This window comes from Thermostichus sp. MS-CIW-30, from assembly GCF_054058015.1.
Map to the genome: position 1 here is coordinate 98,906 of NZ_JBSRZW010000002.1, position 12,858 is coordinate 111,763.

The following is a 12,858-nucleotide window of genomic DNA, read 5'->3' on the forward strand; positions in this document are numbered from 1 at the left end:
CGGGGTTGTTGCTATGGACAAGGGATCGCAATGCTGTTGCAATGGGAACGGCCAGGAACTGCCCCACAGAAGGGCTCCATCCCTTGATTGAGTTGCCGGCCCACAGGTTAGGATGGGATCCGACGCGCAAACAGCTTGCTGCTCTCTATGGAACTTGCCGATCTAAGACGCACCCTAGAATCGCTCACCTTGCGCCTGAGCAACGCTCAGGACTATCTTTGACCTGCCCCACTTGGAGCAACAGATTGCCATCCTAGAGCAAGAAGCCTCGCAGCCGCAGTTTTGGAATGATGTAGAGGCAGCCCGCCGCCACCTGCAAAAGCTCAACAGCCTCAAGGCCTCCTGGGATCAGGTGCACCGCTGGAAGGATCGCCTGGAAGATGCCGCCAGCGCCCTCGAGCTGCTCCAAGAAGAGCCCGATCCAGAACTCCTAGCCGAGACAGCAGGATCCCTGGCAGTGGTGGAGCGGGAGTTGGGCCAGTGGGAGCTGCAGCAACTGCTCTCCGGCCCCTACGACAAAAACGGTGCCATCCTCACCATCACCGCCGGCGCAGGGGGAACCGATGCCCAGGACTGGGCGGAAATGCTCCTGAAAATGTACACCCGCTGGGCCGAAAACCAGGGCTACAAGGTCAGCCTCTCGGAATACTCCGAAGGTGCTGAAGCCGGCATCAAGTCCGCCACCCTGCTGATCGAAGGCCCCTACGCCTATGGGTATCTTTCTGCCGAGAAGGGCAACCACCGCATGGAGCGCATCAGCCCCTTCAACGCCAACGGCAAACGGCAAACCAGCTTTGCTGGCGTAGAGGTGATGCCGATTCTGGAAGAGGAAAGCGAGTATGAGCTGAAGATGGAAGATCTGGAGTTCGAGACCTCCCGCTCAGGTGGGGCAGGTGGCCAAAACGTGAACAAAGTGGAAACAGCGGTGCGGGTGATCCACAAGCCCACCGGCATTGCCGTGCGCTGCACCGAGGAGCGCTCCCAACTGCAAAACAAAGAGCGAGCCATCCAGATCTTGAAGGCCAAGCTGATCGAGATGGAAGAAGAAAAACGCAGACAAAAGCTGGCCGAGATTCGCGGCGAGATGGTGACTCAGGGCTTTGGGGGGCGTATTCGCACCTACACCTTCGATCCCTACAAGCTGATCAAAGATCACCGCACCAACGCCGAAACCTACAATGTCGAGGCCTTTATGAACGGCGAGCCGGAGGAGCTGATGCATTTTATCCAGGCCTATCTGCGGCAGGAATACGCCAAACAACAGGCCGCCGCAGTCTAGGGCCGGCTGTAGCGCTCCCACACCGCCTGTATGAGGGCAGCCCGCTCCTGGGCTGAGAGCTGGGTCAAGGTCAGGGGATCCCCTTCCTGGAAAAACTCCCCTACCCCCCATCCCACGGCCCGGGGAGAGGCGGTTTTGGCTTGCAGGGATCCCGCCCAAGCCAACCCGTGCCAGGCGCCGATGGCAGTCTCCAGCGCCGAAGAAAAAACCAGATCCAGGCCGGGATGGCGGCTGAGATACTCTCGCAGCGCGATGCAGGAGCCCACCAAAGATGGCTTCACCACCAGGATCCCTTTCCATCCTGACCGATGGATCGCTTGCAACTGCTCCAGGCAGGCCACCGATTCATCCAAAGCAATGGGGGTCTGGTACTGGCGGCTGAGCTCCACCAGATGGGCGTGCTGATCCGGCGGCAGAGGCTGCTCCAAAAACTCAATCTTGACCGGCGAGGCCTGGTTGAGCCGATCACAAACCATCAGCCACCGGTGGGCCTCCGCAAGCCCTAGTCCCCCATTGGCATCCAAACGCAGATGGGATCCTGGTGGCAACCGCTCCAGCCATTGCTCCAGCTTCTCCAACTCCTGCTGCATGGGATCCCTCCCCACCTTGAGCTTGTACACCGACCGCGTGAGTGGGACGGAGTCCTTGTAGGAGTCCTTGTAAGATTCCGGCGGCAGGGTCTCCCCCAAAAGTTCACAGAAAGAGAGTAGAGAGAGATCCTTGTTCAACCAATCGGGATCCCGACAGGCCAGCCAAGCGCCTTCCAACCCAAACCGGCAGGCCGGCAGTGCTTCTGGGATCCCCAAAATATGCGCCTCCGACAAAAGAGGGGGCAACTGCCGACAAAACGCCAGAGCCTGCTCTAAGGTCTCGCTGCCAAACCAAGGGATGGGAGCAATTTCCCCATATCCCTGACAGCCTGTCTCCCGATCTGTAAGTCGGATCAGGATCCCTTCGCGCACGGACCACAGTCCGTGGTGGGTACGCAGGGGCCGCCGAAAGGGACGCCAGTAGGGGCAAAACGCAAAGGAAAACCGCTTTTCCAGCCGCCCAAGCGGCACGGATCCCTCTTTTTGGGTATCCCCTGCAGATGATCTGCTGTGCCTACCAGCCACAAAAAGCTCAAGCAAGATAAAGAAAGGAAAAACGCCAGTTTTCTCAGAGGGCTGCTATTCAGAAACGATCCCCATCGTTTTCTTGGACATCTCGAGATTGACCCACAATCGTGACCTCAATCCAGAGTTATGGTTACTTCAGGCCAGGGTGAGACACATGGGCTCCTAAAAAAGCTTTCCGGCACTGCGCATTCAACATTTTCAACATTTTTTATTTAGGTGTTTTATTGAGGTGTGGGCGCAATGTCCCCGTTTGAATCGAAATGGCCATGTTTGCCAGATCTTAGTTTTCCTCATGGTTTGCTCAGCTTAAAACACCAGCTCAACCTCTGCCAAGGCGGCTTCCGGCCCCACCAGAGCAATGGCCGGGGGGGTCAGGTAGGTTTTTGCGGCTTGATGGAGCTGCTCTGGGGTGAGTTGCCTGACCCTCTGCAAATACTGCCGGTCAAACTCCATGCCCAAGCCCAAAATCTCGTACCAGCCCGCCAGTTGAGCCACCTGGGCATTGGTTTGTTTGCTGAGGGCATACTGGCCCAGAAGTTTGCGCTGCGCCATTTCCACCTCTACCAGGTCGAGCGGATTGGCCTGCAGACGGTGGATTTCTGCTTGTAGGCGTTCCAGAGCCACCTGGGTGTTCTCTGCTGCAGTGCCCATGTAAACCCCAAAAGGGGCGGGATCCCGGCGGGTGGCAAAAAAAGCCGAGACCTCATAGGCCAGGCCACAGCGCTCCCGCAGTTCCACAAACAGACGGCTGGATAGACCGCTGCCCAAGTAGGTGGCCAACAGTTTCAGGGCCGGATAATCCGCAGAAGCAGCAGGGGATCCGCGAAACCCGATCAAGATCGTCGTCTGCTGAGTGGGCTGGGGCAACCTCAGCAGTTGGGGATCCCTCAGAGGGGGCAGGGGAACATCCCGATCCTCTGGAGAGGGGCCGGGAACAACCCAGTCCCCCAAAGCCGCTTCCACCTGGGCAGCCATTTGCTCCGGCGGCTCTGGGCCGATCACCACCATCACCATTCCATTTGGACGACAGTAGGCCGCGTGATAGGCCACCAAATCCTCGCGGGTCAGGGATCCCACCGTTTCCAGCCGTCCCAACCCCGGCAGAGCGTAGGGATGATCCCCATAGAGGGCTTGTTGCACCTGCTCGAAAGCCAAGCTGAAGGGCCGTTCCTGTTGGGCGCGGATGGCCTGCAGCATCAACGCCTGCTCTCGCGCCACCTCCTCTTCAGGAAAACTGGGATCCCGCAGCGTCTCCGCAAGCAAATCCAGCAACTCCGGGAAATCGGCAGCCACACAGCGCAGGCTCACCTCGAAATAGTCGGCAGAACTGTCCACCGATAGCGAGGCTCCCAGCGATTCCACCGCAGCAGCAATGGCCTGGGAGTTGCGCCGATGCGTGCCCTTGGTGAGGACAGCCGCCATCAAGTGGCTCACCCCCGCCTGTTGCGGCCGCTCTGCCCGGCTACCACCGCGGAAAAAACAGTGGGCAGCTAAGATCTCCACCGTTGGGTTCTGGCCCAGCAACAGCGTGATGCCATTGGCCAAAAGGACGCGCTGTAAACGGCCACGTTGGGTGGCAAGCAGAGCAGAGTTCATGCAGGCAAGGGATCCCGTCCAAAATCCGAAAGTCAAGAGTCCAGAGCGTCGAGGCAGCGCTCACCGACAGGCCAGTTGCAGCTCCGAGGCCATTGCTGGATCGAGGGCAGTCGGCTTGAGAACGGTGACCACATAGGCCTCCGGAGACAAGTACTGCTGGGCCAATTCCCGGATCTGAGCCGGGGTAAAAGATTGCAACAGCTCCAGGTACTCTTGAATGCGCTGCACCCCGCCCAGTGTCTCGTAGTAGCCATAGATGCCCGCCAATTGGCTGGGGGACTCGGCGGAGAACAGAAACTCATGGATGAGCATACGCCGGGTGCGATCCAACTCTGCTTGGCCGATGCCATCCTGCTGCAGCTTTTCGATCTCGTGCAGGATCGTCGCCTCCACCCGCGCCACATCCTTCGGCTCCAGCTGAGCGCCGATACAAAACAGTCCCCCCTCCTTCAACACCAGCGAAGAACAGCCAATGGCCCTCACCCAGCCCCGCTGTTCCCGCAGCAGATGCACCAGCCGCGAAGTACGGCCATCTCCCAGCAGAGAAGCCAACATCTCCAGGCCACAGGCTTGTTGCCAATCGTCAATGCCAACGGTAGGCCAGGCCAATTTCAGACGGGCTTGCTCCAAGCGGGCATGGTCGCTCTCCCGGCGCAGGATCCCTTGGGGACGAGGCTGGGGCGGGATGGGGGGGCTGGCCGGTGCTGGCCCAGCAGCAGAGCTGCCAAACTGCTCCTCCACCAAGGCCAACGCCCGCTCGGGATCGATGCCACCCGTCACCACCACCGTCATGGATTCAGGCCGATACCAAGCGCGGTGGTAAGCGCGCATCACCTCAGGGGTCAGTTGCATCAAGCTTTCCGGTGTGCCCAACACCGGTCGTCCATAGGGATGCTCCCCATAGGCGGTCTGCATCAAAAGCTGATAGGCCGTGTAATCAGGGTTGTCGGCGGCGCGGCGAATTTCCTCCAGAACCACCTGCCGCTCCCGCTCAAACTCTGGATCCGGGATCCCGGCCCGCAAAACCACCTCTGCCAAGTAGGGCAAGGTATCCGCTAGGTCAGCAGCAGCCACCGTAATGTAGTAATGGGTGTAGTCTTGGCCGGTGGCAGCATTGGTAACTCCGCCCCGTCCTTCCACGGCCCAATCCAGCTCACCAGGGGCCAGCCGCTCGCTGCCCTTAAACACCATGTGTTCCAAAAAATGGGATAGGCCCAGCCACTCCGGCGGCTCATGGCGTCCGCCTGTCCGTACCCAGACATCAACGGTTACAGAATCGGCAATGGGGATGGGATGAAGGATAACGCCTAACCCGTTGCTCAGTCGGTGGGTGTAGGCGGGCAAAAGACGAGGAGAGCGGTTCAAAATTCTTAACTGATGGAGAACAGTCTTAATTGTAGATGGAGAGGGTCTCCCGGAAATAGTATCTGAGACTACTTTTCTCGGCCTTCTCTCCCCACCTTGCAGATCCCAACCCCTTTTGTGGTAGAGGGAGAACCTAGGTACCTTGGGCTGCTCCCTGTCCAGACATCCCCCTAAGGCTCATTGCGCAGATCCGGGGATCCCTGCCAAGCCAGACTGGGGGATCCCTCTCCGGCCAGATTGTCCTCCACCTGAAATCCAGGGGGCCATTCTTCGCTATCGCGCACCCGCTGCACCACCTCTTGGGGCAGCACGACCCCCAACTGCCGGGCAGCCATGGCCACCACATCCCCCCGGTCGATCAAGCCGGCAATGGCACCAGTGGGCGTGAAAACCAAAATGCGGCGGGGTTCTGCCTGGCGCATCATCTGAATTACCTGGGGAATGGGGGTCTCTTCTCGTACCCCCTGCAGTTGCTCCATCGGCTTGAGAATAGCCTTGAGGGTGAGGCGATCCCACTGGCTGCGCTCGATGTCGTTGAGCAATTCTGGCCTGACCAGCCCACGGTAGCGGCCATCTTCCTCAGCAAAATAAACGTCCGCCGGTTGAGTTGGGGCTTCCGGCCTGAGAGAAGAAGGCACCAGATAGCGATCCACAAACTCCCGCAGGCTCATGTTCGCGTCCAAAACCCGAAACTGGCGGGTCATCACATCTGCAGCTTTCAGGCGGGCCAGCACCTGCTGCAGTTGCGCGTACTGGCTGTAGCGGCGGGCGGTGTTCAAAATAAACAGGCCGATCAACCCCACCCAGAGGCCGTTGAGGCTCCCCCAAAATACCACCAGCAGACCTAGCCCCACCAAACCCCAGCCCACCCCCTGGCCGGCTCGGGCCGCCCACAGCATACCCTTTTGCCGATCCCCTGTCCAACCCCAGATGGCCGCCTTGAGCATTTGCCCCCCATCCAGAGGCAGGCCCGGCAGCAGGTTAAACAGGGCAATCGTCAGGTTGATGGCAGCCAAGCTGGCAAGGGTTGAGGCCAGCATCGACTCCGGCACAGCCCAAGCCCGGGCCACGCTGAAGAAAACAAACAGACCCAAGCTGAGGAGAGGGCCTGCCACCGCCACGCAAAAAGCCCCAAGGGGGCGGGGAACTTCCCGCTCAATCGCTGCCATACCCCCAAAAATAAATAGGGTGATGGAGTTAACCCGTACCCCATAGGCGCGGGCCACCAAGCTGTGGGCCAACTCATGGGCCAGCAGAGAAAGAAACAACCCCATCGCCGTCAACACCCCGTAGGAGAGCACCAGCAGGAGGGCCGCCGGGAACCAGGTGTAGTCGATGAAAAAGGGGATCCCCCACAAGCTACCGATGCGCAGGCGACTGGTCATGACGATACAACTCCTTACACAGCTCTCACTGGGGAGAAGGCCCAGGAAGGTGCCGTTGAAGACGACAAGCAGCCCCTTAACTTGGGATCCCTCTCCTCCACTGTAGCCCTTCTGCCGGGCCTTCCGTTCCCTTGCGGCTCCCCCGGCAGACAGCGGGCCTGCCCTATCCCTAGAGGCTCTTAAAGATCTTCTCAGAGCACAACACTACCTACAACACCGGATCCCTGAAGATTGTGATAACGTGGTTGGGCATTGGGTCGGCGGGGTTGCCAACCGGCGCTCAAGAGTCGGAACTACCGAGCTTTGCAGAGGAGGTGTGGCTATGGTGTGGACTTCGTCCCGCTCAGGCGAACAGAGCAAAGAAGTACAGGGACTTGATCCCGCCCAGACGATGGGAGCCGCGCCTCCAGGCGAGTTTCCGGCCACAGCCCCGGCGGCCAGCCCGGTGTTCTACCGCACCTACAGCCGTCGCCGCCCAGATGGCAGCCGCGAGACTTGGAGCGAGGTTTGCGATCGCACCTTGGCCGATATTGCCCGGTTGGGGCGCTTCACCCCTCAGGAGCGGCAGTTGGTAGAACGTCTGCAGCGGCAGTTGAAGGCGTTGATCTCCGGTCGAGCCTTGTGGGTGATGGGCACCGACTGGATCCAGAAGCCGGAAAACTTCTCCGGTGCCTACAACTGCACCAGTTTGGCGGTGGTGGACTGGCGGGCCTTTGGCCTGATGATGGATCTGGCCATGATGGGCTGCGGCACAGGAGCGGTGCTGGAACCCCAATTCATCAACCGCTTGCGTCCCATCCTCAACCGCCTTCAGGTTCACGTCAAGGGATCCATCGGCACCACCCCTCCCGAAGAGCGGCAGGAGCACACCCGCATCCAACGGCAGGGATCCCAGGTGCACATCCAGGTGGGGGACAGCCGCCGCGGCTGGGTGGAGTCCTACCAAGCGCTGCTGGAGCTGGCGTCGGATCCCAGCTTTGGGGGCCAGGTGGAAGTGACAGTGGACTTGAGCGATGTCCGCCCGGCTGGGGAGCGGCTGAAAGGGTTTGGGGGCGTAGCCAACCCCATTAAGCTGCCCGGCTTGTACGAGCGCTGTGCCGCCATCCTCAACAGGGCGGTAGGTCGGCAACTGAACTCGGTGGAGTGCTGTTTGCTCATCGACGAGGCGGCGGTGGTGGTGGTGGCGGGAAACATTCGTCGTAGCGCTGGCATTCGTCAGTTTGCTGCCGACGACCAGCTGGGATCCACCGCCAAAGACAACCTCTGGCAGCAGGACGAAAACGGCAACTGGAGAATTGATCCCGAGCGAGATGCCCTGCGCATGGCTAACCACACGCGGGTGTTTCACCGCAAGCCGACGCGGGAAGAATGTGTTGAGGCCGTGCGGAAGCAGTTTTACTCCGGTGAGGGCGCCATCCAGTGGGCCGGGGAAGCCGTAGCACGGGCCAACGCCGACCTGCTCAACACCCCAGAGCTCAAGCGGGAGTTCCTCGACGTCTATGCCTCGCAGGGGCCAGAGGGAGCCGGACGCTGGATAGAAGAGCGGCAGGCAGCTACCGACTCTCCGTTCCTCCAACCCCCGGCATGGCATAGGGTACAACGGTACGGGCTGAACCCCTGCGTTACGGCCGACACCTGGATCCATACCGGCGACGGCCCGCGCCAGGTGAAAGACCTTATCGGCAAGCAGCACAGCACCTATGTCAACGGCGAGCTATTCAGCACCACGCCAGCCGGGTTCTTCTACTCTGGCACCAAGCCCGTGCTCAAGCTGTTGACCGAGGAGGGGTTTTCTCTGCGGCTGACAGGCAACCATCGGGTTCTCAAGGTCATCGCCCAGACCCCAAAAGCACAGTACACCGAATGGGTGCCGGCAGAAGACCTGCGCCCGGGCGACCGCATCCTGCTGCACAACCATCGCCATCTAACCCCGTGGGATGGTGAGGGAACCTGGGAGGAAGGCTGGCTCCTGGGGAATTGGTTGGGCAACGGCAGCCTTGCGACGACCCAGTGGAACGACACAGCTGTATTGCGCCACTGGCAGGATACCCAAGACGAGATGAACCCATATGCGGTTCAGCGGTTGCAAACTGCGGTGGGGTGCGAACCTCGCCGGCCAGAGACCTGGTATCACCCTGAGCTGAAGTGTCGGGTTATCCATTCCACCGGCTTGGCAAGACTGGCGGCCAAGTTCGGCATAGCTCCAGGACAGAAAGAAATGACTGCGGCAGTCGAGGCCACCAGCTGCGATTTCCACCGCGGCTTCTTGTGCGGCCTGTTTGATGCCGATGGCAGCGTGCAGGGGCTTAGCGTGCGGCTCTCCCAAAGCAACCTGGACACCCTCAAAGCCGTGCAGCGCATGCTTGCCCGCCTGGGGATTGTCTCGGCCATCCGTCCCGCTGGATATCACCTGCTGCCCGCCAGCCAGCGCCAGCCAGCCGCGCAGCACGAGCTGGTTATCGCTCACGAGCTGGTTATCGCTCACGAGCTGGTTATCACTAAGGACAACCTGCACCAGTTTCAAGCAGTAGTGGGCTTCCGCGAACCCCGCAAAGCCCAGAAGCTAGGCGAACTGCTGGGCAGCTATCAGCCCCGGCTTAACCGAGAGCGGTTTGCCGTCACGGTTGCAGCGCTGGAGCCTGACGGGGTGGAACCGGTCTATGACTGCACCGTGCCCGGCCCCAGCTGCTTTGATGCAAACGGGCTAGTCGTCCACAACTGCGGCGAGATCATCGGATTCGACTTCCACTGCAATCTGGCCGAGATCCACCTCAACCGGCTGGATCCCCAGAACTGGCAGGAGCAGGAAGACGCCTTCACGGCGGGAGCCCTCACGGTGGCAGCTCTGCTCCACCACCACTTTGTGGAACCTCGCTTCCAGCGCTCGCGGGAATGGGATCCCATCGTCGGCGTCTCGTTCACAGGCCTGTTCGACTTTTGCGTCAAAGCCTTTGGGGTTGAATGGCTGCGCTGGTGGCAGGAAGGGAGACCCGATACCCCCATCGGGAAGGAATTCAAGCAGCAGGAGCGGGAATACCTCAGCCGCTGGAAGGAGATCGTCCACCGCGTGGTCTGGGACTACTGCGACCGCCACAGCCTGCGCCGCCCCAACCGCTGCACCACGGTTCAGCCCGCCGGCACCAAGTCGCTGCTCACCAACGCCTCTCCCGGCTGGCACCCGCCCAAAGCCCAACGCTACATCCGCCGCATCACCTTTGCCAAAAATGACCCGGTGGCGCTGGCCTGTCTGGACTATGGCTACTCGGTGGTACCTGCTCAGGCGGACAAAGATGAAAACGGGAACTTGCTCAACGACCCCTTTGATCCCCGCTGTACCGAATGGCTGGTGGAACTGCCTGTGGAAGTAGAATGGGCCAACCTGCCCGGTGCTGGCCAGATCGAGATCGAGCAATTCTCGGCCCTGGCCCAGTTTGACTTCTATATGCAGGTTCAGAAGTACTACACCACCCACAACACCTCCGCCACCATCGAGCTGCGGGAGGACGAGGTGGAAGCTCTGGGATCCCGTATCTACGAAGCCATCCGCGACGACGAGGGCTACATCAGCGCAGCGCTGCTGGCCCGCTTCGATGCCCCCTTCCCCCGCCTGCCTTTTGAGAAAATCGACAAGCCCACCTATGAGCGGCTGGTGGCCGAGGTCAAGCAGAGACGGCGGACAGATAACTTCTTCGCGGCCCTGGCCCGCTACGACCGCAACCTGACCCTGACAGCAGAGGGGCCGGCGGGGTGTGATGCTTTGGGGTGTCTGTTGCCAGATTCGGCGCCTCAGAGCTAGTTCCCCAAAAGGGTTCCCCCTGCTGCTGACCAACCCCATCGGATGCAAAGGCGCGACCGAGCTCCCTCCTGTGATACCTTTGTAGGGACTCCTCACAACCCCAGGGATCCCTTCTGCCCTTGGAATCGGCCCCATGCAAGACGAAAAAGACACGCTTTGCCAACAGCTTCTCACCCTGCAAAGCGAGGCCCTCGCCCAAGTGGAACAAGCTGCCGATCTGGATGCTTTGGAGCAGATCCGCATCGACTACCTGGGTAAGAAAGGCAAGCTCTCCAAAATCTTGGGGGGGATGGGGAAGCTGCCCCCAGAAGAACGGCCTGCCATTGGCGCTTTGGCCAACACCTTTAAAGAGGCCCTCCAATCCAGTCTGGAGCAGCGCAAACAGGCCCTTGGCGAAGCTCAACTGCTGGCCCGCCTAGAAGCAGAGCGCCTAGATGTCACCATGCCCGGGCCCCGTCGGCCTCTGGGGCGGATCCATCCGCTGCAGGCCACCATCGACCGCATGCTCGATATCTTTGTGGGAATGGGCTACACCGTGGTGCATGGGCCTGAGCTCGAGACGGAGTACTACAACTTCGAGGCCCTCAACACCCCTGCCGACCATCCGGCGCGGGATATGCAGGATACCCTCTACCTGGCCAATGGCTACCTGATGCGTACCCAAACCTCCTCGGTGCAGGTGCGCTACATGGAGCAACACCAGCCGCCGCTGCGCATTGTGCATGCCGGTCGGGTGATGCGCCGCGATACCGTGGATGCCACCCACTCCGCTGTGTTTCACCAGATGGAAATTTTGGCGGTGGGCGAGAACCTCACCTTTTCCGACCTGAAGGGCACCCTCAACACTTTCATCACCCGCCTATTGGGCAAGCGAGAAACCCGCTTTCGGCCCAGCTATTTTCCCTTTACCGAGCCTTCTGCTGAGATGGACGTGCGCTTTGGCTCGAAATGGCTGGAAATCTTCGGCTGCGGCATGGTGGATCCCAATGTATTTCAAGCGGTGGGCTACGACCCGGAGCGCTACACCGGATTTGCGGCAGGGATCGGCATTGAGCGGATGGCCATGCTCCTCCACGGCATTCAGGATATCCGCCTGTTTTATACCAGCGACCTGCGCTTTCTGTCTCAGTTTTAGGTGGCTATCTTATCTGAGGAACAAAACCCTCGTCCTGAGCCCTGCAAGACCTTCAGAAAACCCTCTTTCAGGAAAAGGTTTGCTTGTAGATCAACTGCAATTGTTCTAGCTCATCTTGGCGGGCAGCACGGCGCAGCAGGCGCATTTGCTCTTCGATGAGCTGGCGAGCCTCATTACGGCTAATCGGATCGAAGACCAACTCCTCCATGGCAGCAGGATCCCCGCTGTTATCCGGCGGCCTGAAGTAAACCCGAAAAAAGAGCCTTTGGGCGTAGAGAGTGGTGAAGAGAGCCTGATTTTCGTCGACCTGACACAGGCTGTAGAGCAGACCAAATGTGGGGTGATTCAGATACAACTCATTCATGCCCAATAGCGTATCACTCTTGGGGGAGAGGAGAGACTTTTCTTCCCGGTCGGTGCCAGAGAAAGTTCTGGAAATGATGTGGCTATGGCTCTTGAGACCAAGGGCTTAAATCACAAGTTCCGCCCAGCTCGATTTTGGCTGTTGCGACTGGATTCAACATTAGCAAACTAACAAGATTTTGGGTCAGGCTGTTACCGCCGCTGCTGTTCCCGCACCTTCCTCTTCGTGTCATTCAATTCGTTTTCCACCTCTAGCTGACGAAATTGCTCTTCCAATTCATCCCAAGCCTCGAAAGGTTTTCCCCAAGGGCTGAAATTCCGGTCCGGGTTGTCGATGCCTTTGGCTTGCGCGGCTCTTACCTCCTGAAGCTTAGCCTTCACTTCTTGGCGGCGCTGGCGAATTTGCGGCAGCAGCGCTTCCATTTGTTGGATTTTCTCCTTTTGGGCCTTCATTTGACTCCATAGCTGGCTGCCCCTCTCCAACAGCTCAGCTTCCCGGCGTCGCGCTCCTTCGGCCAGATCGGGACGATTGGCCCGCTGCGCCTTCTCAATGCGAAAGTGCCAGGTTTTAATCTCCTCGGCTAAGTTGAGAATGCTTTTTTGGAGAGCCTCCTCTTGGACGCGGCTTTCCTGCAACAGCTGCAGGGTATCCGATTCCTGCTGGCGCAACTGCTCATCGAGGGCTTGCAGCTCGATCTCGGGGTGGGCCCTGAGAAATTCCTCCAGGCGGGTTTCCAAAAATCGGATGATATCTTCGATCAGTTTCATGGACGGATCCTCTTCCCAAGCCCTCAGTTGCGTTTAGAGTAGCCTAAGCTGGG

General features: G+C 59.6%; 9 protein-coding genes. 3 read left to right on the forward strand and 6 right to left on the reverse strand.

Annotated features, from left to right (window positions below; all coding sequences use genetic code 11):
* The first annotated feature begins 147 nt into the window (after positions 1 to 147).
* Positions 148 to 1,279 (forward strand): peptide chain release factor 2 gene (prfB, locus tag ACVWXW_RS01415; protein ID WP_414344353.1). Its coding sequence is split into 2 segments (ribosomal slippage): positions 148 to 219 and positions 221 to 1,279, totalling 1,131 coding nucleotides; the frame shifts between segments, so codons are not numbered across the junction.
* Here prfB and ACVWXW_RS01420 read toward each other — a convergent pair.
* The 4 genes from ACVWXW_RS01420 to ACVWXW_RS01435 form a co-directional block, all read right to left on the reverse strand.
* Positions 1,276 to 2,394 carry an o-succinylbenzoate synthase gene (locus ACVWXW_RS01420; RefSeq protein WP_457402362.1) on the reverse strand — a complete coding sequence of 373 codons (1,119 nt, stop codon included), beginning with the start codon at positions 2,392 to 2,394 and terminating at the stop codon, positions 1,276 to 1,278. The two genes, prfB and ACVWXW_RS01420, sit on opposite strands and share 4 nt — an antisense overlap.
* A 309-nt stretch (positions 2,395 to 2,703) precedes the next feature.
* Positions 2,704 to 3,993, reverse strand: coding sequence for a M16 family metallopeptidase (locus tag ACVWXW_RS01425; protein ID WP_457402365.1), 1,290 nt, complete (start codon positions 3,991 to 3,993; stop codon positions 2,704 to 2,706).
* A gap of 60 nt (positions 3,994 to 4,053) precedes the next feature.
* Positions 4,054 to 5,358 (reverse strand): M16 family metallopeptidase, encoded by a 1,305-nt coding sequence (locus tag ACVWXW_RS01430; RefSeq protein WP_457402366.1) that lies wholly within the window; start codon positions 5,356 to 5,358, stop codon positions 4,054 to 4,056.
* 170 nt (positions 5,359 to 5,528) lie between these two features.
* The gene (locus ACVWXW_RS01435; RefSeq protein WP_457402368.1) at positions 5,529 to 6,743 is read right to left on the reverse strand and encodes a site-2 protease family protein; all 1,215 of its coding nucleotides are present in this window, start codon (positions 6,741 to 6,743) and stop codon (positions 5,529 to 5,531) included.
* 391 nt (positions 6,744 to 7,134) lie between these two features.
* Here ACVWXW_RS01435 and nrdJ point away from each other — a divergent pair, with 391 nt between their 5' ends.
* Both nrdJ and pheS read left to right on the forward strand, forming a co-directional pair.
* Positions 7,135 to 10,539: a ribonucleoside-triphosphate reductase, adenosylcobalamin-dependent gene (gene nrdJ, locus ACVWXW_RS01440; RefSeq protein ID WP_457402463.1), complete on the forward strand. Its 3,405-nt coding sequence runs from the start codon at positions 7,135 to 7,137 to the stop codon at positions 10,537 to 10,539.
* Between the two features lie 133 nt (positions 10,540 to 10,672).
* Positions 10,673 to 11,674 (forward strand): phenylalanine--tRNA ligase subunit alpha, encoded by a 1,002-nt coding sequence (gene pheS / locus ACVWXW_RS01445; RefSeq protein ID WP_457402369.1) that lies wholly within the window; start codon positions 10,673 to 10,675, stop codon positions 11,672 to 11,674.
* Positions 11,675 to 11,741: 67 nt separating this feature from the next.
* On the opposite strand, the gene ACVWXW_RS01450 is transcribed toward pheS, so the two are convergent.
* Together ACVWXW_RS01450 and ACVWXW_RS01455 are read right to left on the reverse strand one after the other, a co-directional pair.
* Positions 11,742 to 12,038, reverse strand: a complete 297-nt coding sequence (locus ACVWXW_RS01450) for a PipX family protein (RefSeq protein WP_011432377.1) — start codon at positions 12,036 to 12,038, stop codon at positions 11,742 to 11,744.
* A gap of 191 nt (positions 12,039 to 12,229) precedes the next feature.
* Positions 12,230 to 12,805, reverse strand: a complete 576-nt coding sequence (locus ACVWXW_RS01455; RefSeq protein WP_457402371.1) for a TIGR04376 family protein — start codon at positions 12,803 to 12,805, stop codon at positions 12,230 to 12,232.
* Positions 12,806 to 12,858: the final 53 nt, after the last annotated feature.